Source organism: Streptomyces sp. GL_141 (genome assembly GCF_057834385.1).
Map to the genome: position 1 here is coordinate 1,983,085 of NZ_CM174402.1, position 23,243 is coordinate 2,006,327.

Annotated in this window: 21 protein-coding genes; 4 read left to right on the forward strand and 17 right to left on the reverse strand. The window is 70.5% G+C overall.

Annotation, left to right across the window (positions count from 1 at the left end; translation table 11 throughout):
* Positions 1 to 58 precede the first annotated feature (58 nt).
* The 4 genes from AC3IX6_RS08400 to AC3IX6_RS08415 all read right to left on the reverse strand — a co-directional run bounded on the left by AC3IX6_RS08400 (position 59) and on the right by AC3IX6_RS08415 (position 4,637).
* Positions 59 to 916, reverse strand: a complete 858-nt coding sequence (locus AC3IX6_RS08400) for an ABC transporter ATP-binding protein (RefSeq protein WP_489369607.1) — start codon at positions 914 to 916, stop codon at positions 59 to 61.
* 40 nt (positions 917 to 956) lie between these two features.
* Positions 957 to 2,054, reverse strand: a complete 1,098-nt coding sequence (locus tag AC3IX6_RS08405) for a FecCD family ABC transporter permease (protein ID WP_489369608.1) — start codon at positions 2,052 to 2,054, stop codon at positions 957 to 959.
* Entirely contained in the window at positions 2,051 to 3,139 is a 1,089-nt protein-coding gene (locus tag AC3IX6_RS08410; protein WP_489369609.1) for a FecCD family ABC transporter permease, read from the reverse strand. Before AC3IX6_RS08410 ends, AC3IX6_RS08405 begins: the two co-directional genes overlap by 4 nt.
* 130 nt (positions 3,140 to 3,269) lie before the next feature.
* A complete protein-coding gene (locus AC3IX6_RS08415; protein WP_489369610.1) occupies positions 3,270 to 4,637 on the reverse strand; it encodes a lysine N(6)-hydroxylase/L-ornithine N(5)-oxygenase family protein in 1,368 nt (455 codons plus the stop codon).
* 261 nt (positions 4,638 to 4,898) lie between these two features.
* On the opposite strand from AC3IX6_RS08415, the gene AC3IX6_RS08420 reads away from it, so the two are divergent.
* Entirely contained in the window at positions 4,899 to 5,846 is a 948-nt protein-coding gene (locus AC3IX6_RS08420; protein WP_489369611.1) for a methionyl-tRNA formyltransferase, read from the forward strand.
* An 88-nt stretch (positions 5,847 to 5,934) separates the two neighbouring features.
* On the opposite strand, the gene AC3IX6_RS08425 is transcribed toward AC3IX6_RS08420, so the two are convergent.
* The 3 genes from AC3IX6_RS08425 to AC3IX6_RS08435 form a co-directional block, all read right to left on the reverse strand.
* Positions 5,935 to 7,569, reverse strand: a complete 1,635-nt coding sequence (locus tag AC3IX6_RS08425) for a hypothetical protein (RefSeq protein WP_489369612.1) — start codon at positions 7,567 to 7,569, stop codon at positions 5,935 to 5,937.
* 284 nt (positions 7,570 to 7,853) lie between these two features.
* Positions 7,854 to 9,188, reverse strand: coding sequence for a class I SAM-dependent RNA methyltransferase (locus AC3IX6_RS08430; protein ID WP_489369613.1), 1,335 nt, complete (start codon positions 9,186 to 9,188; stop codon positions 7,854 to 7,856).
* Positions 9,189 to 9,319: 131 nt separating this feature from the next.
* Positions 9,320 to 11,383, reverse strand: coding sequence for an APC family permease (locus tag AC3IX6_RS08435; protein ID WP_489369614.1), 2,064 nt, complete (start codon positions 11,381 to 11,383; stop codon positions 9,320 to 9,322).
* A gap of 218 nt (positions 11,384 to 11,601) precedes the next feature.
* Between AC3IX6_RS08435 and AC3IX6_RS08440 the strand changes: the two genes are divergently transcribed.
* Together AC3IX6_RS08440 and AC3IX6_RS08445 are read left to right on the forward strand one after the other, a co-directional pair.
* Entirely contained in the window at positions 11,602 to 12,270 is a 669-nt protein-coding gene (locus AC3IX6_RS08440) for a potassium channel family protein (RefSeq protein ID WP_327255350.1), read from the forward strand.
* Positions 12,267 to 12,929 (forward strand): potassium channel family protein, encoded by a 663-nt coding sequence (locus AC3IX6_RS08445; RefSeq protein WP_214953432.1) that lies wholly within the window; start codon positions 12,267 to 12,269, stop codon positions 12,927 to 12,929. Before AC3IX6_RS08440 ends, AC3IX6_RS08445 begins: the two co-directional genes overlap by 4 nt.
* A 207-nt stretch (positions 12,930 to 13,136) precedes the next feature.
* Here the strand turns inward: AC3IX6_RS08445 and AC3IX6_RS08450 are convergent, their stop codons facing one another.
* The 7 genes from AC3IX6_RS08450 to AC3IX6_RS08480 all read right to left on the reverse strand — a co-directional run bounded on the left by AC3IX6_RS08450 (position 13,137) and on the right by AC3IX6_RS08480 (position 19,810).
* Positions 13,137 to 13,895: a DUF3159 domain-containing protein gene (locus AC3IX6_RS08450; protein ID WP_489369615.1), complete on the reverse strand. Its 759-nt coding sequence runs from the start codon at positions 13,893 to 13,895 to the stop codon at positions 13,137 to 13,139.
* Between the two features lie 2 nt (positions 13,896 to 13,897).
* On the reverse strand, positions 13,898 to 14,326 hold the full coding sequence (locus tag AC3IX6_RS08455) for an OB-fold nucleic acid binding domain-containing protein (RefSeq protein WP_112451269.1): 429 nt from the start codon (positions 14,324 to 14,326) through the stop codon (positions 13,898 to 13,900).
* A 24-nt stretch (positions 14,327 to 14,350) separates the two neighbouring features.
* Positions 14,351 to 15,037 carry a response regulator gene (locus AC3IX6_RS08460; protein WP_489369616.1) on the reverse strand — a complete coding sequence of 229 codons (687 nt, stop codon included), beginning with the start codon at positions 15,035 to 15,037 and terminating at the stop codon, positions 14,351 to 14,353.
* On the reverse strand, positions 15,034 to 17,724 hold the full coding sequence (locus tag AC3IX6_RS08465; RefSeq protein WP_489369617.1) for a DUF4118 domain-containing protein: 2,691 nt from the start codon (positions 17,722 to 17,724) through the stop codon (positions 15,034 to 15,036). Before AC3IX6_RS08465 ends, AC3IX6_RS08460 begins: the two co-directional genes overlap by 4 nt.
* 175 nt (positions 17,725 to 17,899) lie before the next feature.
* Positions 17,900 to 18,691 carry a DUF3710 domain-containing protein gene (locus AC3IX6_RS08470; RefSeq protein ID WP_489369618.1) on the reverse strand — a complete coding sequence of 264 codons (792 nt, stop codon included), beginning with the start codon at positions 18,689 to 18,691 and terminating at the stop codon, positions 17,900 to 17,902.
* A 1-nt stretch (position 18,692) separates the two neighbouring features.
* Positions 18,693 to 19,226, reverse strand: a complete 534-nt coding sequence (gene dut, locus AC3IX6_RS08475; RefSeq protein WP_489369619.1) for a dUTP diphosphatase — start codon at positions 19,224 to 19,226, stop codon at positions 18,693 to 18,695.
* A complete protein-coding gene (locus AC3IX6_RS08480) occupies positions 19,226 to 19,810 on the reverse strand; it encodes a PaaI family thioesterase (RefSeq protein ID WP_489369620.1) in 585 nt (194 codons plus the stop codon). Before AC3IX6_RS08480 ends, dut begins: the two co-directional genes overlap by 1 nt.
* Positions 19,811 to 19,868: 58 nt before the next feature.
* On the opposite strand from AC3IX6_RS08480, the gene AC3IX6_RS08485 reads away from it, so the two are divergent.
* Complete coding sequence (locus AC3IX6_RS08485) at positions 19,869 to 20,339, forward strand: DUF3093 domain-containing protein (RefSeq protein WP_489369621.1); 471 nt, start codon at positions 19,869 to 19,871, stop codon at positions 20,337 to 20,339.
* A 36-nt stretch (positions 20,340 to 20,375) separates the two neighbouring features.
* On the opposite strand, the gene AC3IX6_RS08490 is transcribed toward AC3IX6_RS08485, so the two are convergent.
* The 3 genes from AC3IX6_RS08490 to AC3IX6_RS08500 all read right to left on the reverse strand — a co-directional run bounded on the left by AC3IX6_RS08490 (position 20,376) and on the right by AC3IX6_RS08500 (position 23,241).
* On the reverse strand, positions 20,376 to 21,293 hold the full coding sequence (locus tag AC3IX6_RS08490) for a hypothetical protein (protein ID WP_489369622.1): 918 nt from the start codon (positions 21,291 to 21,293) through the stop codon (positions 20,376 to 20,378).
* A gap of 12 nt (positions 21,294 to 21,305) precedes the next feature.
* Entirely contained in the window at positions 21,306 to 21,602 is a 297-nt protein-coding gene (locus AC3IX6_RS08495; protein ID WP_112451146.1) for a DUF4193 domain-containing protein, read from the reverse strand.
* Positions 21,603 to 21,996: 394 nt separating this feature from the next.
* Entirely contained in the window at positions 21,997 to 23,241 is a 1,245-nt protein-coding gene (locus tag AC3IX6_RS08500) for a sensor histidine kinase (RefSeq protein ID WP_489369623.1), read from the reverse strand.
* Positions 23,242 to 23,243: the final 2 nt, after the last annotated feature.

Sequence of the window (23,243 nt, forward strand, 5' to 3'; positions counted from 1 at the left end):
GGCAAACCGTACCCCGGGGAAGTGAGGTAAGCCTAGCCTAAGTTAGAAGGCTCTTGTTTCAGCTGCCCGCACTCTGGACATTGGGCCGCACATGGGTCCGCCCGATCGGCACGACGAGCGGCCGGTCACCCACCGGATCGTCAATCACCATGGCACGCAGGCCGAATGCCTCGTGGAGCAGATCGGCGGTCAGCACCTCGCGCGGATGACCCTGCGCCAGGACCGAACCGTCCTTCATCACGATCAGGTTGTCGCTGTAGCGCGCGGCCAGGTTGAGGTCGTGCAGCACCATGACCACGGTGCATCCCGACTCGTGCAGGTCGTCGACCAGGTCGAGCACATCGACGGCGTGCGCCAGGTCCAGATAGGTCGTGGGCTCGTCGAGCAGCAGCAGGTCGGTGCCCTGAGCGAGGGTCATGGATATCCACACACGTTGACGCTGGCCCCCGGAGAGGGCGTCGACGGGACGGTCGGCCAGGTCGGCCACCCCCGTCATGGCCAGCGCGCGCTCCACCACGGAGGCGTCGTCCGAGGACCACTGGCGCAGCCAGCTCTGGTGCGGATGCCGGCCCCTGGCGACCAGGTCGGCCACGGTCAGGCCCTCCGGCGCGACCGGCGCCTGGGGCAGCAGGCCGAGCTTCTTCGCCACGTCCCGGGTCCGCAGCCGGGCGATGTCCTCGCCGTCCAGGACCACGGATCCGCTGGTCGGCTTGAGCAGCCGCGACAGGGTCCGCAACAGGGTGGACTTGCCGCACCCGTTGGGGCCGATGATCGTGGTCACCACCCCCTGCGGGATCGTCACGTCGAGCGCGTCGATGACGGTCCGGTCGCCGTACCCGACCGTGACGCCCTTGGCCGCCAGCCGCGGAACCTCATCGGCCCCGGACCGGCTCTCGGTGATGTACTGAGCGACCACGGCTCCCCCTCTATTTAGGCTTGCCTAACCTTTCTATCACCTAGCGGCGGTTCGCCCGCACCAGGAGGTAGATGAGGAAGGGGCCGCCGATGGCGGCGGTGACCACGCCGACCGGCAGGGTGACCGGCAGCGCCGTACGGGCGATCAGGTCCGAGCCGATCAGCAGCAGCGACCCCACCACGGCGGAGGCCACCAACGGCGGCGTGGGGGACTTCGTCAGACGGAGCGCCACCTGAGGCGCCACCATGGCGACGAACGGGACCGGTCCCGCCGCGCTCACCGCGAAGCCCGCCAGGAGCACCGCGCACAGCAGCAGGACGGCCCGTACCAGCGCGTACCGCACGCCGAGGCCCGCGGCCACGTCGTCGCCGAAGTGCAGCGGCTTGAACTGGAAGGCCACGCAGGCCACGACCACCGCGAGGACGAGGGTGCCCCAGAGGGCCACCGACACCTCGTCCCACGACCGGTTGTCCAGGGAGCCGACCAGCCACGCCTGGGCCCGCGCCACGTCCCTGATGTCGGCGGTGACCAGCAGCCAGGTCGTGATCGCCTCCATCACGGCGCTCACGGAGAGGCCGATGAGGATGAGCCGGAAGCCGTCGACCCCGCGCCGCCACGCCATGAAGTACACCAGCAGTCCGGTGCCGAGGCCTCCCGCGAGCGCCGCCCCGGACAGCCCCACGGAGCCGACGACCGCCGCCGTGGCCCCGCCCGACACGGTCACCAGGCACACCGCGACCGCGCTGGCGCCGCCGGTGATCCCCAGGATGTCCGGACTGGCCAGCGGGTTGCGGGCGATGGACTGGGTGAGCGCCCCGGACATGCCGAGCGCGATGCCCACGACGAGCCCGGCCAGGGCCCGCGGCATGCGCAGGTCCATGATCACGAACTGGTCCACCTGCTCGCCCCGGCCGAAGAGGGTGGCGACCACCTGCGACAGGCCGAGGGGGAAGTCGCCCACGGCGATGGACAGGCAGAACGCCAGGAAGGCCGCCGCCGTCAGCAGCAGCGTGACCAGCACGATCCGGGGCCGCCAGACGAACGACATGCCGCCGAGCCGCACACCGGGCGCCATCGAGGGTTTCCCGGCCGGCTTGCCGGCGGGGTCCTTGGCGGGCTTCACCACTGTCACGTTCATGCGCTCTTGAACTTTCCCCGCCACACCAGGACCGCGAAGAACGGGGCGCCGAGGAGAGCGACGAGGACGCCCGCGTCCAGCTCTCCCGGCCGCACCACGACGCGTCCCACGATGTCGCAGACCAGAAGGACGACCGCGCCGAGCAGACCCGCGTACGGCACCAGCCAGCGGTAATCGGGGCCGGCCAGATAGCGGGCCACGTGAGCCACCATGAGGCCGAGGAAGGCGATGGGGCCGCACGCCGCCGTGGCCGCACCCGCCAGCAGCGTGATGGCGATGATGCCGACGGTCCGGATCAGCGTGATGTTCACGCCCAGGCCGCGCGCCACGTCGTCGCCCAGGTTCAGCAGGTTGACGGAGGGCAGGGTGGCCAGGGCCAGTACCAGCCCGACCACGATGAAGGCGGTCACCGGCCAGATGACGTCGAACCCGACGCCGGCCACCGATCCGGCGTTCCAGAACCGCAGGGCGTTCAGCGCCGCCTTGTCCGACAGCGCGATCGCCGTCGTCATCGCCATCAGGAACACCGTGACCCCCTGCCCGGCCAGAGCGAGCGTCAGCGGATTGCCCGCGCCCCGGCCGATGCTCGACAGCCCGAAGACGACCACACCGGCGAGCGCGGCCCCCAGGAAGGCGAACCAGACGTACTCGAAGGGGTCCGTGAGCCCGAGCAGGGCGATCGCCGACACCACGGCGAACGAGGCACCGGTGTTCACCCCGAGCAGGCCGGTGTCCGCGATGGGGTTGCGCGTGTACCCCTGGATCAGTGCCCCGCCGACGCCCAGGGCGATGCCCGCCACGATCGCGAGGACCGTACGGGGCACCCGTACCGTCTGCATGATGAGCCGGGCTTCGGAGAGCTTCTGGTCGGGGTCCGGATCCGCGAAGAGCCCGTGCCACGCCTCGGCGGGGCTCAGCGCCCGCGCGCCGACGGCGAGGGACACCAGCGCGGCGGCCACGAGGACGGCGAGGAGGGCGAGCAGCCCCGCGATCCGCCGCCGCCGGGCCTGCGCGACGACCCGGGAAGGCGCCGGGCGCCCGACCGCGGGCGGGCCGCCGGCCGGGAGGCGAGTACCAGTGGGCACGGACGTTCCTTCGGTATGGGGCAACTGCCGTTCGAGGCAACCGCTGCACGGGGCAACTGGTCGCACACTACTGCCGTGCCTCGGGGGCGAGAACGCCAGGGAGGCACGGCAGTGGCTGGACGGGGACCGGTCAGACGGCCGGCTGGCGGGCTCCGCCGCCCGCTCCCCCGGCGACCGGACGGGCCTGGTCGGGCACGGCCTTGAGGTTCCGGTCGAGGATCGAGTCGAGTATCTCGCCGACCCGTACGGCGGTGTTGGACAGCAGGGAGGAGGTGATGCCGTGCGTGTGCTCGGTTCCGCCCTGGAGGTAGATGCCGCAGCTCAGTTCGAGGTCGGTCGCCACCCGGTAGTCGCGCTCGACCCGGACGCGGCCCTGGTCGTCGCGGTGGCAGCGGTCCGCGACCTCGCCGAGCAGGCCCAGGCCGTCGGCCTGCTGGTACCCGGTGGCGCACACCACGACGTCGGCGTCGAGCACGCTCTCCTCGCCGGTGACGAGGGACTTGATGCTGGCGCGGACCCCGTCGGCCGTCTCCTCCACGCCCGTCAGGCGCGAGACGTTCAGGAAGCGGAGCCGCTCGGTGCCGAGCACCTTCTCCTGGTACGACTGCCGGTAGAGGTCGTCGATGAGGTCGATGTCCACCACGGAGTAGTTGGTGTTGCCGTGGTAGCCCATCAGCCGCTGCTTCACGTCCTCGGGGGCGGTGAAGTACTCGTCCACCGCCTGGGGGTCGAAGATGCGGTTGGCGAAGCTGCTGTCGTCCGCCGGGCTGTAGCCGTAGCGGGAGAAGACGGCGCAGACCTCGGCCTGCGGGAAACGGCGGTGCAGGTAGGCCACGTTCTCGGCGGCGCTCTGGCCGGCGCCGACCACGATGAAGCGGGTGGGCTCGCTGCCCTCCAGGCCGTCGATCTTCTTCAGCAGGTCGGTGTTGTGCCAGACGTGGTCGGTCCGCTCGACGCCCTCCGGCATGACCGGGCGCAGCCCGGTGGAGATGACGAGGTTGCGGGCCCGGTGGACGACGACCTCGTCGCCGGAGCGCGCCGTCACGTCGAGGTACTCGATGACGCCGTCACGCAGCACGGGCTCGACGGAGACGACCTGGTGGCCGTACGAGACCATGTCGTCGACCTTGGCGGCGGCCCACTCGAGGTAGTCGTGGAACTCGACCCGCAGCGGGAACAGGTTCTTGTGGTTGACGAAGTCGATCAGCCGGCCCTTCTCCTGCAGGTAGCAGAGGAAGCTGTATTCGCTGGTCGGGTTCCGGAGCGTCACCAGGTCCTTCATGAAGGACACTTGCATCGTCGCGTCGTCGATGAGCATGCCGCGGTGCCATCCGAAACGGGGCTGCTGCTCGAAGAAGTGGGCGGTGACCGCCTCTTGCCTTCCGACGCGCACGTTGTGCTCGCTGAGCGCGATCGCCATGGCGACGTTCGACGGCCCGAAGCCGATACCGATCAGGTCGTGGATCAGTGGTGCGTCGCCAGGAAGAGCCTGTGACATGTCACTCCCATTTGGTGCGGGACAGCCGCCTGCCAGGCGTCGTGTCAGGGGTGGGGGAAAGGGGTGTCCAGGCGCACCGGTGACCGGCAGCCGAGTGGAACTTAGGTAAAGCTAACCTGATCTGGACAGCCTGTCGACCAGGCAAACCAGACAAATCCCACACACCCGGGTCAATCGAGCCCAGAATCGGGGCTGTTGCGCCGTTAGGTAAGCCTTGCTTTACTTACGTTTGCTTATTCGCTCTTCCGAGGAGGAACCCCGATGCGGGTCGTCATGTTCGGCTATCAGACCTGGGGCCATCGCACCCTGAAGGCGCTCCTGGACTCCGAGCACGACGTCGTGATGGTCGTGACCCACCCCAAGAGCGAGCACGCCTACGAGAAGATCTGGAGCGACTCGGTCGCCGACCTCGCCGAGGAGCACGGCGTCCCGGTCGTCATCCGCAACCGCCCCGACGACGAGGAGCTGTTCCAGCAGCTCAAGGAAGCCGACGCGGACATCCTCGTCGCGAACAACTGGCGCACCTGGATCCCGCCGCGCATCTACACGCTGCCCAAGCACGGCACCCTGAACATCCACGACTCCCTGCTCCCGAAGTACGCGGGCTTCTCCCCCCTCATCTGGGCCCTCATCAACGGCGAGTCCGAAGTCGGCGTCACGGCGCACATGATGGACGAGGTGCTCGACGCCGGCGACATCGTCATGCAGCGCTCGATCCCGGTCGGCCCGACGGACACGACCACGGACCTGTTCCACAAGACGGTCGACCTGATCGCCCCGGTGACGATCGCCGCCCTCGACCTGATCGCCTCGGGCCAGACCGAGTTCACGAAGCAGGACCGCACCCAGGCCACCTTCTTCCACAAGCGGGCCGAAGAGGACATCCGGATCGACTGGTCCTGGCCCGCCGAGGACCTGGAACGCCTGATCCGCGCTCAGTCGGCCCCCTACCCGGCCGCCTTCACCTTCCACAAGGGCAAGCGCCTGGAGATCCTCACGGCCGTCGTCTCCGAGGGCCGCTACGGCGGCACCCCCGGCCGCATCTTCTACCGCGAGGGCGAGGGCGTGGCCGTCGTCGCCGGCGCGGACGCCCGCACGGGCCGCAACCACGGCCTGGCCATCACGTCCGTCCGCACGGAGGACGGCAAGGAACTCCCGGCATCGGAGTACTTCAAGTCCATGGGCGGCTACCTCACCACCCACCCGTAACCGGGCAACACCCCCAGAACCCCGGCCCGCCCCGGGCGCAAGCCCAGGGCGACGGACTCGTGCCGGGGCCGTGGCCCCGCCGGCAGGCTCAGCGCACGTCCACGTAGTCCTCACGGCCCTTGGTGGCGTAGTGCGTCGACGGGGCGTCCTCGTAGCGCATCTGCCAGGTGCCGTCCTCCTGCGCGGTGAACTTCCTGCTGAAGGTGCCGTTGGTCAGCGTCGTGGCGGTACCCAACTGCTTCCAAGCGCCGCCCGGGGCCGCCGGCTTGAAGAAGATCCGGACCGTCTGACCGGCGAACGGCTTCCAGGTGGTGCTGTACCTGTGCGTCAGCAGCCCCTTGGCGGTGATCGTCGTACCGCGGGCCACGCCCTCGGGGGTGACGTCGTCAGCCGTGATCTGCGTAGGCCGGCGGATGAACTGGAAGGTCTGGCTTGTGGTCGGTCCCACGTTCGCGGTGCCGTGGCGCAGGCGCCACAGACCGGGCTTGGCGGAGGAATACGGGTTCTTCAGGGTGAAGGGCGTGTTGTAGGTGGTGGTGGTGGAGCCGACGTAGGTCCAGGTCTTGCCGTTGTCGCCCGAGAAGTCGAAGTGGACCCGGGCGGACGCGCCGGCCGGGACGGTGCCGTCCTTGACGATCAGCTTGCCGGTGTAGGTGATGTTCCGGTACTTGTCCACGCTTCCCACAAGGCCCTCGAAGGCGCTCATGTGGGTGGCGTGCACGGCGAAGGAAGAGGACACGGGCTCGAACCAGGCACTGGAGAACCCGGCCGTCATCTTCGCATCGCCCGTGACGCGGAAGTCGTTCCATCCGTTGCCACAGTCGTCCCGCGGCAACGCGTAGACGACGCAGCCGTCCTTGGTGACACTAAGGCCGAGTAGATCGTCCGCATTCTTCTGCGTGCCGTCGTCGGCCGTACGCGTGAGGGTGGCGCGAACGGGGACCTTGGTGCCGAATCGCGCGGTCACCGTGGCGCCGGGCGAATTCACCTGCAGCTTCGTGGCCTGCTTGCGGATCGGCATGGACAGCTTGCTCGTCACGGACTTGGCGCCCAGGAGCGAAGCCTCCATGGAGGCCTCGCTCTCGTGGCCGCCGAGGGCGAAGGGGAAGACGAACCGTCCCGCCCCGTCGGTGGTCAGCTGCGCGTACCCTCCGCCGTAGGAGTTGATCTCGACCCCGGCGCCCGCGAACGGCTTGACTTCACGGGTCTTCGGATCCTCCGCGACCACCGTGCCCGAGGCCTGCCCCGAACGGCTGTCATAGGACACCGAGGGCAGCGAGGACTTGAAGCCGTCGATCTTCGGGTTGAGGGCGTAGTTCAGCACCCCCGGCCTGGTGCCGACCTCCTCGTTGCTCTTGCCCTCGTTACGGACCAATTCGATGTCGTAGGCGGCCATCTTGTCCAGCTTGGCGGACGCGGACCTGAAGATGCGGTCGTCGCAGGTCCGGTCCGTGCACTCGGCGGCGGCGAAGCCGCCGACCCGCGCGACGACCGCACTTGTGCCCCTCTCCCGCACCCGGACGGCGAGGGCGTCGCCGACCTCCCAGCCGTAGTAGGACCAGAACTCGACGCGAAACGCCCCGTCGGACCCGACCGAGGCGGTGAACTCGTACACGTGGTCCACATTCCCGCCCGCGGCCTGCGCTGCCGGGGCGGCGAGGAACGTGGACGCGGCGATACCGAGCGTGGCGCCAAGCACCGTGATGAATCGTTTAGTTGACATGGATGGTGCCTTCCGAAGCATGCAGGAGCGGGAAGCGTCGGCAGTACCGTCCTACGAGTGAGCCACTGCCACCCGTTCGACTCACGACACCGGGCGATGGTTGCCCCGGCCCGCAAAGTCACCCGCCCCGCCCCGCCCGCGACGGCGCACCGCGCGGCCCCGGTGAGCAACTGCCGGTTGGCCGGCCCGCGATGGACGGCGGCGACCATCACCCCGAGGCAGACACGAAAGGTCGGCCGGGCCAAGCCCGGCCGACCCCGATCCGCTCCCGCTCAGTCCGCAGGTCAGGCGTCCTTCGCCACGCGCTCCAGGATCGCCACGCACTCCACGTGGTGGGTCATCGGGAAGAGGTCGAAGGCGCGGAGGGTGCGGACCTTGTAGCCCGCCTCCTGGAAGTAGCCCAGGTCGCGGGCGAGGGCCGCCGGGTCGCAGGCCACGTAGGCGATGCGGCGCGGGGTGAGGCCGGCGACCTGGCGGACCGTCTGCTTGCCGGCGCCCGCGCGGGGCGGGTCCAGGACGACCAGGTCGCACTCGGTGATGCCGGTCTTCGGGAGGATCTGCTCGACCTTGCCCTGCTCGATGCGGACGCGGGGGAAGTCCGTCAGGTTGTGCCGGGCGTCCTCGACCGCGCGCTTCGTCGACTCGATGCCGAGGACGGCGCCCGTGTCGCCGAGGCGCTCCGCGAGGGCGCCCGCGAAGATGCCGACGCCGCAGTAGAGGTCGAGGGCCATCTCGCCCTTGCGCGGCATCAGGCCCTGCATGACGGCCTTGATCAGGGTGTCGGCGGCCTGGGGGTGGACCTGCCAGAAGCCGCCCATGCCGACGCGGTACGTGCGGCCGTCCGCGCGCTCGCGCACGAAGGGGCGGCCGTGGACGCGGTGGACTCCGCCGTCCTTCTCCTCGACGCGCAGGACCGAGACCGGCTTGTCGAGCTCGACGAGGGGGAGACGGCCGCCGGGGCGGGGGGTCAGGACGACCTGGCGGTCACCCGAGCCCGTGGCGGCGATGGCCTCGACGGTGGCCATCTGGGGCCAGTCCTGCTGCTCGATGCCCAGCTCGGTGACGCCCGGCGCGGCGATCATGCAGTGGTCGACCGGCTGGATGTCGTGCGAGCGGTGCTTGCGCAGGCCCGCGACGCCGGACTCGTCGATCGCGTACTGGACGCGGGTGCGCCACTGCGGGACCTGCCCGGCGGGCACCTTGTCGCCCTCGGCCGGCATGACCGTACCGTCCCAGCCGGCCTGCTCCGGGGTGAGCCCGGCGAGCCGCAGCAGCTGTTCGGCGATGACCTCGCCCTTGAGCCGGCGCTGGGCGCCCGGCTTGGCGTGCTGCCAGTCGCAGCCGCCGCACGCGCCCGGGCCGGCGTACGGGCAGGGGGCCTCGACGCGGTCCTTGGAGGGGTCGAGGACGGTGATGGCGTCGGCGCGCAGGAAGCGGGAGTCCGCGTCGCCCTCCGTCACGCGGGCGATGACCTTCTCGCCGGGCAGGGTGTGCCGGACGAACAGGACGCGGCCCTCGGCGGTGCGGGCGATGCAGTGCCCGCCGTGCGCGACGGGGCCGACCTCGACCTCGTACTCCTCCCCGACCAGTGACTGCTTCTCGTTCTGCTCGCTCGTCATGGTGGGGAGACTCCAAGGAGATGTGGATCAGAAGATCAGAATCGAAAAGGAACGGCCGGACGACCGACCCACCAGTTTACGTGGATCTCGTCCGGCCGTTCGCCAACCCGATGGGCGGGCTGCGGACCTAGCTACTTCCCCGCTGGCCCCGCCGGGTCCTTCGGACGCGGACGCGGGGTGTCGACCGGCCCGCGGCGCACCGCGCCCGGGGCGTTCCACTCCGCGCGCTTCTTCGCCCGCTTCTTCGCCAGCTCCGAGGACTCCAGCTGGTAGGGCACCGAGGTGACCATCACGCCGGGGGTGAAGAGCAGCCGGCCCTTGAGGCGCAGGGCGCTCTGGTTGTGCAGCAGGTGCTCGTACCAGCGGCCGACGACGTACTCGGGGATGTAGACGCTGACGGCGTCGCGCGGGTTCTCGCTGCGCAGGCCCTTCACGTACTCGACGACCGGGCGGGTGATCTCGCGGTACGGGGAGTCGAGGATCTTGAGCGGGACGTTGATGCCGCGCCGCTCCCACTCCTCGCGCAGGGCCTTGGTCTCGACCGGGTCGACGCTGATGCTGAGCGCCTCCAGCCGGTCCGAGCGGGTCAGCTTGGCGAAGGCCAGGGCGCGCAGGGTGGGCTTGTGGACCTTGGAGACCAGGACGATGGAGTGGACCCGCGAGGGGCGCACGCTGTCGTCGCTCGGGCCCTCGGCGGCGGCGATCTCCTCGGAGACCCGGTCGTAGTGCTTGCGGATCGCGGACATCGTTCCGTAGAAGATGACCATGCCGAGCAGGGCGACCCAGGCGCCGTGGGTGAACTTGGTGGCCAGGACGACCACCAGCACCATGCCGGTGAAGAACGCGCCGAAGGTGTTGATCGCCCGGGACCGGTGCATCCGGCGGCGGGCCGCCGGATCGCGCTCGGCGCGCAGGTGGCGGTTCCAGTGCCGGACCATGCCGATCTGGCTCAGCGTGAAGGAGACGAACACGCCGACGATGTAGAGCTGGATCAGCTTCGTCGAGTCGGCGTCGTAGATCCACACCAGCAGCATCGCGGCGCCCGCGAGCAGCACGATGCCGTTGGAGAAGGCGAGGCGGTCTCCGCGGGTGTGCAGCTGGCGCGGCAGGTAGCGGTCCTGGGCGAGGATCGAGCCGAGCAGCGGGAAGCCGTTGTACGCGGTGTTCGCGGCGAGGAAGAGGACCAGCGCGGTGGCCGCGGCGAGCACGATGAAGAGGAAGCTGCCGTTGCCGAAGACGGCCTCGGCGACCTGGGAGATGACCGGGTGCTGGACGTAGCCGTCGCCGACCGGGACGCCGTTCTGCAACAGGTCGACGGCGGGATTCTCGGCCATCCGGACGTTCGTGGCCATGGCCAGGCCGATGATCCCGCAGAACATGGTGACGGCCAGGCCGCCCATGAGGGCGAGGGTGGTGGCCGCGTTCTTGCTCTTGGGCTTGCGGAAGGCGGGTACGCCGTTGCTGATGGCCTCGACGCCCGTGAGTGCGGCGCAGCCGGAGGAGAAGGCGCGTAGCAACAGGAAGACCAGCGCGAAACCGGCCAGCCCCTGGTGTTCGGGTTTGATCTCCAGGCCGGCCGTCGGGGCCTCCATGGTGTCGCCCGTGACCAGGCCGCGCCAGGCGCCCCACGCGATCATCACGAAGACGGCGCCGACGAACACGTAGGTCGGGATCGCGAAGAGGTTCCCGGATTCCTTCACCCCGCGCAGATTCATCAGCGTGAGCAGCAGAATCACGATGATCGCCGAGAGCACTTTGTGCTCGATGACGAAATCGACGGCCGAGCCGAGGTTTTCGACGCCCGAGGAGACCGACACGGCGACCGTGAGGACGTAGTCGACGAGCAGGGCGCTCGCGACCGTGAGACCGGCCCGGGGTCCGAGGTTGGTGTTGGCGACCTCGTAGTCACCACCGCCGCTGGGGTAGGCGTGGACGTTCTGCCGATAGGAGGCGACCACCGTGAACATCAGCACGACGACCGCGACGGCGATCCAGGGGCTGAATTGGTACGCCGACACGCCTGCGATCGACAGGACCAGCAGGACCTCGCCGGGGGCATATGCCACCGAGGAGAGCGGGTCGGACGCGAACACGGGGAGGGCGATCCGCTTGGGAAGGAGGGTTTCCCCGAGGCGGTCGCTGCGTAGCGCCCGGCCGATCAGGATCCGTTTGGGCACGTCGGTCAGTTTGGACACGCAGAGGATCGTAAGCGTTCGAAATGCGGCTGACGAACCCCCCACCCCTATACGGCGTGAAGTCCCACCGCATCCAGGGCAAAGGAGACCCGCCTCCCGCCCAAATGGTCACACTGGTGACCGCCCGTGTGTAGCTTGGGCCATGGTCTGAGACCCTGTTTAACCAGACAGCAATGAGGCTGGAACCCAGCGAGCCGCTGACAGCCGGAAGGACGGCCGTGCACATCGTCATTATGGGCTGCGGAAGAGTGGGCTCCGCCCTCGCGCAGACCTTGGAACAGCAGGGGCATACGGTCGCGGTCATCGACCAGGACCCCACCGCATTCCGCCGGCTGGGAGCCGGATTCGGCGGCCGTCGCGTCACCGGAGTCGGCTTCGACCAGGACACGCTGCGTGAGGCCGGCATCGAGGAGGCGGGCGCCTTCGCCGCGGTGAGCAGTGGTGACAATTCCAACATCATCGCCGCCCGGGTGGCCCGTGAGATGTTCGGCGTCGAGAACGTCGCCGCCCGCATCTACGACCCCAAGCGCGCCGAGGTCTACCAGCGCCTGGGCATCCCCACCGTCGCCACCGTCCGCTGGACGGCCGACCAGATGCTCCGCCGGCTGCTGCCTTCGGGCGCCGAGCCGCTGTGGCGCGACCCGAGCGGCGGTGTCCAGCTCGCGGAGGTGCACACCTCCACCGCCTGGATCGGCCAGAAGGTCAGCCGGCTGCAGGAGGAGACCGGCGTCCGCGTCGCCTTCCTCACCCGGCTGGGCGAGGCCATGCTGCCGACGTCGGCGACCGTCCTCCAGGAGGGCGACCTCGTCCACGTGATGATGCGCACGGACGAGATCGACAAGGTGGAGGCCGCCTTCGCCGAGGGTCCTGAGGAGGCACACGCATGAGGGTCGCGATCGCCGGAGCCGGCGCGGTGGGCCGTTCCATCGCGGGCGAGCTCCTGGAGAACGGCCACGAGGTGCTCCTCGTGGACAAGGCCCCGACCGCCATCTCGGTGGAGCGGGTGCCGCAGGCCGAGTGGCTGCTGGCCGACGCCTGCGAGATCACCTCGCTCGACGAGGCGGCGCTCCAGCGCTGCAACGTGGTCATCGCCGCGACCGGCGACGACAAGGTCAACCTGGTCGTCTCCCTGCTCGCCAAGACCGAGTACGGGGTGCCCCGGGTCGTGGCGCGGGTGAACAACCCGAAGAACGAGTGGCTCTTCAACGAGTCCTGGGGCGTCGACGTCGCCGTTTCCACGCCGCGCCTGATGTCGGCGCTGGTCGAGGAAGCCGTCAGCGTCGGCGACCTGGTCCGGCTGCTGCGCTTCAGCCACGGCGACGCCAACCTCGTCGAGCTGACCCTGCCCGCCGACTCCCAGGTCGCGGGCAAGCAGATCAGCGAGATCACCTGGCCCGAGGACACCTCGCTGGTCACGATCATCCGGGGCAACCGGGTGCTCACGCCGCACGGCGAGGAGACCCTGGAGCCGGGCGACGAGCTCCTCTTCGTGGCCGCCCAGGCCCGCGAGGAGCAGCTGGAGGACCTCCTCCAGGCCGCGGACTAGCCTGCGGCCCGCTGAACGCCGAAAAGGGGCGGCTGACCATCACGGTCAGCCGCCCCTTCTCACGTCCCGGCTACGGGGCTGCGCGCCGGCGCCGGCCGAATGCAGCCCCGCCGGCGTGTGAGGCGCGGGTCCGGGACGGAGCCCCGGGGGCCCGGGCCAGCCCGCTCCCACCCTGCGCAGCAAGCCGCGCGCGCAGCGGCGTACGGCTCAGGCTCCCTGGCCCCCCGCGGCCTTCGCTGCCTTCGCCGCCTTCTCCGCGGCCTCCTCGGCCTCCCACTCCGCGATCACGTTGATCGGCGGCGGCGCCTGCGCCAGGAAGAGCCAGGTGAAGTACACGGCGAGCACCATCGGCGGCAGCTTCAGCGCGATCAGCACCCAGCCGAGCTGCGTCGCGTCGCCCCACCAGTACAGCGGGAAGAGGATCGCGTACTTCGCGAGGAAGATCAGGCCCCAGGCCAGGCTGGCCTTGACGTACGCCTTCTTGCGCCCGGGGTTGCGCGTGCGCCAGGACAGGTTCTCCTTGAAGACCGGTCCCAGGATCACGCCCAGCAGCGGGAAGCCCACCAGCGCGGAGAGCGTGAAGGCCACGCCGAGACCGGCGCCGTAGATCATACTCGGCAGGTAGAAGCCCTTCGGGCTGCCCGTGAACAGGGCGAAGGCCACGCCGACGCCCACGCCGAAGACCCCGCTGAAGGCGTGCTTGACGGTGTCCTTGCGCAGCAGCCGCACGATCACCAGCAGGACCGCGACCCCGCCCGCCGCGATGGCGGACAGCTTCACGTCCTTGGTGATCGTGTAGATCGTGACGAAGAGCAGACCGGGGAGCATCGTCTCCACGGTGCCCCGGATGCCGCCGAAGGCGTCGAAGAGGGCAGCCTGCGTGACGGCCTTCTGGTCCGCCGTCGGTTCCGCGGCGGGATCCACCGGCTGTGCGTCGGGCGTGGTCGGTTTGTCGAGTGACGTCACCGTCAGTGCTCCTGTCCGAGCGGTCGGAGTTCGTACTTCGGGTTGAAGAGCACCCGACGGCCGTGGCTCATCGAGATCCGCCCGGAGGCGATCATGCGACGGCCGGGTTCGATTCCCACGATCGAGCGACGTCCGAGCCAGACGACGTCCAGCGCGGCCGAGCCGTCGAACAGCTCGGCCTCCAACGCGGGGACGCCCGCGCGCGGCCGCAGGGTGACGGTCCGCAGCGTCCCGGTCACCTTCACTATCTGACGGTCGTGGCAGTCGCAGATCCGCGTGCACCCCGCGGCTTCTGCGTCCTCCTGCAGCTCCGCCGAATGCAGCTCCTCCTGGGAGGTGGACAGCCGCTCTATCATCCGGCGGAACCGGCCCGCCGGCCTGGCGGGCTTCGCCGGCTTCGCGGGCTTCTCGGGACGCGGTTCAGCACTCATACAGGAAGCGTACCGGCGCCCCCACTACCTCTCGAAGCGGTATCCCATGCCCGGTTCGGTGATGAAGTGGATCGGGTGCGAGGGGTCGGCCTCCAGCTTGCGCCGCAGCTGGGCCATGTAGACCCGCAGGTAGTTGGTCTCGGTCCCGTACGAGGGCCCCCAGACCTCCTGGAGGAGCTGCTTCTGGCTGACCAGTTTGCCGCCGTTGCGCACCAGCACCTCCAGCAGGTGCCACTCGGTGGGCGTGAGGCGTACGTCGCGTCCGGCGCGCACCGCCTTCTTCGCCGCGAGGTCCACCGTGAAGGTCTCGGTCTCGACGACCACCTCGTCCTCGCCGGCCCCGGCGCCCGGTTCCGCCCGCCGCACGGCGGCGCGCAGCCGGGCGAGCAGCTCGTCCATGCCGAAGGGCTTGGTGACGTAGTCGTCGGCGCCCGCGTCCAGGGCCTCGACCTTCTCGTCGGAGCTGTGCCGGGCGGAGAGGACCAGGATCGGGACGCGGGTCCAGCCGCGCAGCCCCTTGATCACCTCGACCCCGTCCATGTCGGGCAGTCCCAGGTCCAGGACCACCACGTCGGGGTGGCGGGCGGCCGCCAGTTCCAGGGCGCTCGCCCCGTCGGCGGCCGCGTCGACCTCGTACTTGCGTGCCTTCAGGTTGATCACGAGGGCCCGGACGATCTGGGGTTCGTCGTCCACCACGAGCACCCGGGTCATTGAGGTCCTGCCTTCTGTCGTATCGAATCGAGATCAAAATCCGCCGGGTGCCCCCCGGCCCGGGCGGGCTCCGGCCCGCCGTCCCCGCCGGCCCCTTCGGCCCCTCCCGGCTCCGGCCCCCCGGCCCCGCCGGGCGCGCTGCGCCCCTCGCCGTCCACGCTCACGTGGATCTGCGGCCGCCCGCCGGTCACCGCCCGGAGGGTGAGCACCATCGTGAGCCCGCCCCCGGGGGTGTCCTCGGCCTCCAGGGTGCCGTCCATGGCCTCGGCGAAGCCGCGCGCGACGGCCAGCCCGAGCCCGACCCCGGCGCCGCGCGGCGCGTCGCCGTGCCGTTGGAACGGGGCGAAGATCCGGTCCTTGGCCTCGTCGGGCACGCCCGGCCCGCGGTCCACGACCCGTACCTCGACCCGGTCGCCGAGGAAGCTGGCCGCCACCAGCACCTGTTCCTCCGGCGGGCTGTACTTCACCGCGTTCTCCACCACGTTGGCCACGGTCCGCTCCAGCAGTCCGGGATCCACGGCCACCATGGGCAGGCTCTCCGGGACGTCCAGCAGCACGCTGCCCTCGGGTACGCCGCCCAGCGCCATCGGGACCACCTCGTCGAGGTCGATCTCGCGGATCAGCGGGGTGACGGTGCCGGTCTGGAGCCTCGACATGTCGAGCAGGTTCCCCACGAGGTGGTCGAGCCGGTCGGCGCCGTCCTCGATGCCCTCCAGGAGCTCGGCCCGGTCCTCCTCGGACCATTCCACGTCGTCGGAGCGCAGGGAGCTCACGGAGGCCTTGATGGAGGCCAGCGGCGTACGGAGGTCATGGCTGACGGCGGCCAGCAGCGCGGTCCGGATCCGGTTGCCCTCCGCCATCCGCCGGGCCTCCTCCGCCTCTCCGACCAGCCGCTGCCGGTCGAGCACGACGGCGGCCTGGGCGGCGAAGGCGCCGAGCACGCGCCGGTCCTCGGCGGGCAGCACCCGCCCGGACAGGGCCAGCGCCATGTGGTCGCCGATCGGCATGTCCACGTCGGCGTCCTCGGGGCGGGCGACCGGGTTCGGGCCGACGCTGCCGGCCGGCCGCCAGGGCTCGACGTCGCTCTCGCGCTCCAGCAGCGCCACCGATTCCATGGCGAAGGTCTCGCGCACCCGCTCCAGCAGCGCGTCCAGGGTGGTCTCGCCGCGCAGCACGCTGCCCGCGAGGAAGGAGAGGATCTCGGACTCGGCGCGCAGCCGGGCGGCCTGGTGGGTGCGGCGGGCCGCGGCGTCGACGACGGAGGCCACCGAGCCCGCGACGCCGAAGAAGACCGCGATGGCCACGATGTTCTTCGGGTCCGAGACGGTGAAGCGGTGGAGGGGCGGGGCGAAGTAGTAGTTCAGCAGCAGGGAGCCGACGGCGGCCGAGGCCAGCGCCGGCCAGAGCCCGCCGAGCAGGGCCGCGGCCACGGTCAGGGCCAGGAACAGCAGCATCTCGTTGGCGAGGCCGGGGTCGGTGTCGATGTGCGTCAGCAGGGTCGCGAGGGCCAGCGGCAGGGCCACCCCGACCACCCAGCCGGCCACCAGCCGGGTCCGGCCGAGCCGGGCCGCCGAGCGGGCCACGGGCCGCAGGCCGCGGCCCTTGGCGACCTCCTCGTGCGTGACGATGTGCACGTCGAGGTCGGGCCCCGAGTCACGGGCGACGGTGGCACCGACCCCGGGGCCGAACACGTACCGCCAGGAGCGGTGACGGCTGGAGCCGAGCACGATCTGGGTGGCGTTGACCCCGCGGGCGAATTCGAGGAGCGCCTCGGGGACGTTGTCCCCGATCACATGGTGAAACGTTCCACCGAGGTCCTCGACCAGCGTCCGCTGGACCGCGAGCTCCTTGGGCGAGGCCGCGGTCAGCCCGTCGCTGCGGGCGATGTAGACGGCCAGGATCTCGCTGCCGGAGCCCTTGGCCGCCACCCTGGAGGCGCGCCGGATGAGGGTGCGCCCCTCGGGCCCCCCGGTGAGGCCCACGACGATCCGCTCGCGCGCCTGCCAGGTGGAGCGGATGTTGTGCTCGCCCCGGTACTGCTGGAGGTACTCGTCGGCCCGGTCGGCGACCCAGAGCAGCGCGAGCTCGCGCAGGGCGGTGAGGTTCCCGGGGCGGAAGTAGTTGGACAGGGCCGCGTCGACCTTGTCGGACTTGTAGATGTTGCCGTGAGCCATGCGGCGGCGCAGGGCCTGCGGGGACATGTCGACCAGCTCGATCTGGTCGGCGCGGCGCACGACCTCGTCGGGGACGGTCTCCCGCTGCCGTACGCCGGTGATCGACTCCACGACGTCGCCCAGGGACTCCAGGTGCTGGATGTTGACCGTGGAGATCACGTCGATCCCGGCCCGCAGCAGCTCCTCCACGTCCTGCCAGCGCTTGGCGTTGCGCGAGCCCGGCACGTTGGTGTGGGCCAGTTCGTCCACCAGGGCTATGGCGGGCTTGCGGGCCAGCAGGGAGTCCACGTCCATCTCCGTGAAGGTGGCACCCCGGTAGACGAGCTCCTTGCGCTCCACCTGCTCCAGGCCGTGCAGCATGACCTCGGTGCGCGGCCGCCCGTGGTGCTCGACGAAGCCCACGACGCAGTCGGTGCCGCGCTCGACCCGCCGGTGGCCCTCCGAGAGCATGGCGTACGTCTTGCCCACACCGGGGGCCGAGCCGAGATAGATCCTGAGCTTGCCGCGTCCCATGGGGCCATTCTCCGGGACGTCCGCGCCGTTCACGCGCCGATGACCTGCCGCGGGCCGATCCCTGACGGTTCCCTGACACCCCCGGGCCCGGGGCAGGCTCCCCCGGCCGCGGGTACGGCCGTGGGCCGCACCCCCGGAGGAGTGCGGCCCACGGCCGTACGGGATCGTGCCGGGGTCAGCGGACCTCGGTGATCTCCGGGCCGCGCTCCAGCTGGCCCATGCCACCGCCGAAGCGGGAGCCCTCCTGGTCCCCGGCGTCATCGGTCTGCACGCCGTCCGGCACCATCTGCGCGTCGTTCGGCAGCTTCAGGACGATCGGGTCGCGCGGGGCCATCGGGCCCTCGCCGCGGACCACGACGGTGTCCAGGAAGATCCGCTCGAGCACCCCGGCCGACTCCGGACGCACCGCGCCCTGGCCGGAGATGACACCGCGCAGGAACCAGCGCGGGCCGTCCACCCCGACGAAGCGGACCAGCTGGGCGCCGGTCTGCCCGTCCGGGAGCGGTACGGGGACCTGCGCGCGCAGCTCCCAGCCCAGCGGACCCTCGACCTCGTCGATGATGCCGCCCTGCTTGGTGATGCCCTCGGCGATCTCCTCGCGGACCTCGCCCCAGATGCCTTCCTTGCGCGGTGCGGCGAAGGCCTGCAGCTGCACGGCACTGTCGCCGAGCACCACGGTCGCGGCGACGATCGCGTCTCCGGCGACCTCGACGCGCAGCTCCATGCCCTCGACACCCGGTACGAGGATGCCGCCGAGGTCGACCCGGCCTTCCTCGGGGTTGCCGTGGACTTCCGAGATGTCCCACGGGCCGTCGGGACGCGGGGCCGGCGGCAGGTTCACCCTGCGCGGCTGGACCGCGTCTGTCTCCTGCGTGCCGTCCTGCTCATCGGCACCGACGCCGTCGACGACCTGCTCGGCCGCGCCGCCGTCCTTGACGGAGTCGTTCTTCTTGCGACGTCCGAACACGTCACTGTCCTTCCCGGTCGGATACGACCGAAGCGTAGCCATTCCCACCCTGCTGACCAGCGCCGGATCCGGCCACGGCCGCATGACCACCGGTGGAGCCGAAACCCCCCTCGGCCCGCGCCGAGTCGGGAAGCTGCGCCACCTCGCGGAAGCGCACCTGCTCGACTCGCTGGACAACCAGCTGGGCAATGCGGTCGAAACGCTCGAACCTGACGCTCTCGCGCGGGTCGAGATTGACCACGATCACCTTGATCTCCCCACGGTACCCGGCATCCACCGTCCCGGGGGCATTCACGAGTGCGATCCCGCAGCGGGCGGCCAGGCCCGAGCGCGGGTGCACGAACGCCGCGTACCCCTCGGGCAGCGCGATGGAGATCCCCGTGGGCAGGACCGCCCGCTCCCCGGGCTCCAGCTCCGCGGCCACCGTGGTGACCAGATCGCAGCCGGCGTCGCCGGGGTGCCCGTAGGCCGGAATCGGCACCTTCGGGTCGACGCGCCGGATGGCCACGTCCACGCCGGTGTTGTTCTCAGACATCAGGGGTTCACCTCGAAGGCGCGTGCGCGCCTGACCTGGTCCGGGTCGGCCATCGCCGCCCGGATCTCCTCGGGCCGTCCGTTGTCGATGAAGTGGTCGACCTTCACCTCGATGAAGAGGGCGTCGGCGCGCAGCGCGACCGGGCCCTGCGGTCCGCCTATTCGGCCGACCGCGCTGGAGTAGATCTTCCGGCCGGCGACGGCGGTGACCTCGGCCTCCAGGTGCAGCACGGTGTCCACGGGCACGGGCCGGACGAAGTCCGTCTCCAGTCGGCCGGTGACGGCGATGACGCGCAGCAGCCAGTTCAGGGAGCCCAGGGTCTCGTCGAGCGCCGTGGCGAGGACGCCGCCGTGCGCGAGGCCGGGCGCACCCTGGTGGGCGGGCTTGACGGTGAACTCCGCGGTGACGCGCACGCCCTCGCCCGCGCGGGCCGCCAGGTGCAGCCCGTGCGGCTGGCCGTCGCCGCAGCCGAAGCAGTGCTCGTAGTGCGCGCCGAGGAGTTCGCCGGGGGCCGGGGCATCGGGGTGCCGCACCGGCGCCGTGGCGTCGGCGGGGGGCGTCAACGCTGTGTTTCGTCCACTCACAGCCGCAGACCTTACCCGCGCGGCTACCCGCCGGTCGCCTCGTGGCAGGCTTGGCCGCATGCAGCTCTCCCCCGCGCTCCACGACGAGCGCCTGACAGCCCCCCGTTCCTGGTGGGCCATCACCGCCCTCACCGGCCTGGCCTGCGCACTGATGCTGTTCCCGCTGGGCACGCTGCCGATGCTGGCCGGGCTGGTCGGGGGCACCGCGCTGACGGGGCTGATGGTGAGTTCGTACGGTTCCCAGCGGGTGCGCGTGGTGGGCGGCGCGCTGGCCGCCGGAGAGGCCCGGATCCCGGTGGCGGCGCTCGGTGACCCGGAGGTGCTGGACGCCGAGGAGGCCTTCGCCTGGCGCACGTACAAGGCCGACACCCGCGCCTTCATGCTGATGCGCGGCTACGTGCCGACGGCGCTGCGCGTCGAGGTCACCGACCCGGCCGACCCGACCCCGTACGTCTACGTCTCCACCCGCGAGCCGCAGGCCCTGGCGGCGGCGATCCGCGCGGCCAAATCCGGCCCCGCCGGCGTTTGAGGCGCGGGGTCCGGGGCGGAGCCCCGGCAGCGGCGCTCAGCCCTTCGACTCCGGATCGGCACACTCGATCGCAGCCCTGGCGGCCCCGTGGAGGGGCTGGGAGGGCCGTTCCAGCGGCGGCAGCTGTGGCAGTGCGTCCCAGGACACGGCGCGGCTCCGCAGGTCACCACGCACCTTCTCGGCGAGTTTGCGGGTGTCCCGGCGGTTCATGACCGCTCCGACCGCGGCGCCGACCATGAACGGCATCAGGTTGGGCAGGTTGCGGAACATCCGCTTCATGATCTGCTGGCGCAGTTCGCGCTTCATCTGGCCGCCGAGGGCCGCGTTCAGCGTGGTCGGCTTGGTGAGGTCGACCCCGCGCTCCTCCGTCCAGGACGTGAGGTAGGCGACGCTGCGTTCCTTGAGGTTGCCGTGCGGTCGCAGGCCGTAGACCTCGTGGAGTTCGGCGATGAGCTTCAGCTCGATCGCGGCGACCCCGGTGATCTCGGCGGCGAGTTCGGCCGGCATGGCGGGAGGCACCGGCAGCATGGCGGCCGCGCCGATCCCGGCGCCGACCGTGGAAGTGGCGTTGGCGGCGCCCGAGATCAGTTTGTCGGCCAGCTGATCGGGCCCGAGGCCCGGGAACTGCGCGCGCAGGGTCGCGAGGTCCCGAACCGGAACGCGCGGTGCGTTCTCGATGACTCGGTCGGTGAGGTAGAGGGCGGCGGCCCTGGCACTTTCGCCGCCCTTGCGCACACCGTTCTTGACGGCTTGCAGCCGACGGACCCCGGAGTTCTTCCGGGGCCCCTCGCCGGCCTCGGAGGCCGACGGCACCGCCTCGGCGGTGTCGGGGAGCACGGCGGGTACGCCGGGGGCTCCAGGGCCTGTTTCCAGGCCCTCGGTTCCCTCCTGCGTCACCGCCGGATCACCAGCTTTTCGGAAGCGTCGCTTCCGAAATGGTGTCGAGCCAGTCACGGCCGACGCCTCTCAGTCGCATTCGCGGCAGATCGGCTGACCGTTCTTCTCGCGTGCCAGCTGGCTGCGGTGGTGCACCAGGAAGCAGCTCGTGCAGGTGAACTCGTCGGCCTGCTTCGGCAGGACCCGTACGGCCAGTTCCTCGTTGGAGAGGTCTGCGCCGGGCAGGTCGAGGCCCTCGGCGTTGTCGATTTCGTCCAGGTCGACGTTCGAGGACGACTTCTCGTTGCGACGAGCCTTCAGCTCTTCGATGCTGTCGTTGTCTACGTCGTCGTCGGTCTTGCGCGGGGTGTCGTAGTCCGTTGCCATAGTTCGCTCTCCCCCTCTGGGATTTAGCGGGTGTCTCAGCGCACGTAACGCGCGAGAGGCCGGACTTGTGCCCGACCTGAGGCGGAGATTTTGCCTCACATCAAGGTCTGTTACTCAATCGACACCCAGCCGCACATTCAGAAGAGCGATTGGCTGGGATGACGACCGGGACCGTACACGGTCCGGGGGCCGTCTTGCACAAACGCCACCCCATGTATTTCCCGCCGCTAGGGGGGCCGGAAACCCGGACTTCCCGGGCTTTCCGGCCCCGCCAAGGTCACTGAGCGCATAGGGACGGACACTCGACACTGTGATCGATCGCACAGAAGTCACTGCCTTCATGACCCAAGCATTCAGCCAACAGCGAACACGGGGTGGTCGCGATCACAGGGCATCACAAGGGCAGAGTGACACGCATCACGAGGCCACCGCCCTCGCGCGGGACCGCCTGGATCCTCCCGCCGTGTGCGCGCGCCACGGAGCGCGCGATCGAGAGGCCGAGCCCGACACCCTTGTCGCTGCCCGTGCGCTCCGTACGCAGCCGCCTGAAGGGCTCGAAGAGGTTGTCCACCTCGTACGCGGGAACCACGGGACCCGTGTTCGATACCAGCAGGACCGCCTGCCCGTGCACGGCCTCGGTGGTGACCTCCACCCAGCCGCCCTCGGGCACGTTGTAGCGGACGGCGTTCTGCACCAGGTTGAGCGCGATCCGCTCCAGCAGCACGCCGTTGCCCTGGACGACGGCCAGCGCGCGCTCTCCGCGGATCTCCACGCCCTTGGCCTGCGCCTCCCCGCGCGCCTGGTCGAGGGCGCGCGAGGCCACCTCGGCCAGGTCCACGGGCTTGCGCTCGATGATCTGGTTGTCGCTGCGGGCCAGCAGCAGCAGGCCCTCGACGAGCTGCTCGCTGCGTTCGTTGGTGGCGAGCAGGGTCTTGCCGAGCTGCTGGAGCTCCACCGGCGCCCCGGGATCGGAGAGGTGCACCTCCAGCAGCGTCCGGTTGATGGCCAGCGGGGTCCGCAGCTCGTGCGAGGCGTTGGCCACGAACCGCTGCTGGGCCGTGAAGGCCCGCTCCAGCCGGTCGAGCATCTCGTCGAAGGTGTCGGCCAGCTCCTTGAGCTCGTCGTCCGGGCCGTCCAGCTCGATCCGCCGGGTGAGGTCGGAGCCGACCACCCGGCGGGCGGTCCGGGTGATCTTGCCGAGCGGCGAGAGCACCCGGCCGGCCATCGCGTAGCCGAAGGCGAAGGCGATGATGCTCAGCCCCATCAGCGCCATCAGCGAGCGGCTCAGCAGGTCGTCCAGCGCGTGCCGGCGCTGTTCGAGGATGCACGAGTTGATCGCGGCGTTGAACTGGTCGACCGCCTGTCCCGAACCGCTCACGCCGGGGCAGCTGCTGCTGACCCGGATCGGGCCCCCGTCCACGATCGTGAACGGCAGCGCGTTGCCCTGCCGCAGCGCCTGGGCCGCCAGCAGGTAGATGATCGACAGCAGCAGGATGCCCGCGATCAGGAACATCCCGCCGTACAGCAGGGTGAGGCGTATGCGGATGGTCGGCCGCAGCCAAGGGAAAGGACCCTCGGGCTGGCCGGGGTCCCAGGTCGGTTTCGGTGGCGCGGAGGGTGGCGCCGGGGTCGCGGCCACCC

Bases quoted from the DNA above. Each gene is read 5' to 3' on its own strand.
- AC3IX6_RS08405 (WP_489369608.1), bottom strand. From the start codon at position 2,054: ATGAACGTGACAGTGGTGAAGCCCGCCAAGGACCCCGCCGGCAAGCCG.
- AC3IX6_RS08415 (WP_489369610.1), bottom strand. From the start codon at position 4,637: ATGTCACAGGCTCTTCCTGGCGACGCACCACTGATCCACGACCTGATC.
- AC3IX6_RS08420 (WP_489369611.1), top strand. From the start codon at position 4,899: ATGCGGGTCGTCATGTTCGGCTATCAGACCTGGGGCCATCGCACCCTG.
- AC3IX6_RS08425 (WP_489369612.1), bottom strand. From the start codon at position 7,569: ATGTCAACTAAACGATTCATCACGGTGCTTGGCGCCACGCTCGGTATC.
- AC3IX6_RS08430 (WP_489369613.1), bottom strand. From the start codon at position 9,188: ATGACGAGCGAGCAGAACGAGAAGCAGTCACTGGTCGGGGAGGAGTAC.
- AC3IX6_RS08445 (WP_214953432.1), top strand. From the start codon at position 12,267: ATGAGGGTCGCGATCGCCGGAGCCGGCGCGGTGGGCCGTTCCATCGCG.
- AC3IX6_RS08455 (WP_112451269.1), bottom strand. From the start codon at position 14,326: ATGAGTGCTGAACCGCGTCCCGAGAAGCCCGCGAAGCCGGCGAAGCCC.
- AC3IX6_RS08460 (WP_489369616.1), bottom strand. From the start codon at position 15,037: ATGACCCGGGTGCTCGTGGTGGACGACGAACCCCAGATCGTCCGGGCC.
- AC3IX6_RS08465 (WP_489369617.1), bottom strand. From the start codon at position 17,724: ATGGGACGCGGCAAGCTCAGGATCTATCTCGGCTCGGCCCCCGGTGTG.
- dut (WP_489369619.1), bottom strand. From the start codon at position 19,226: ATGTCTGAGAACAACACCGGCGTGGACGTGGCCATCCGGCGCGTCGAC.
- AC3IX6_RS08485 (WP_489369621.1), top strand. From the start codon at position 19,869: ATGCAGCTCTCCCCCGCGCTCCACGACGAGCGCCTGACAGCCCCCCGT.
- AC3IX6_RS08495 (WP_112451146.1), bottom strand. From the start codon at position 21,602: ATGGCAACGGACTACGACACCCCGCGCAAGACCGACGACGACGTAGAC.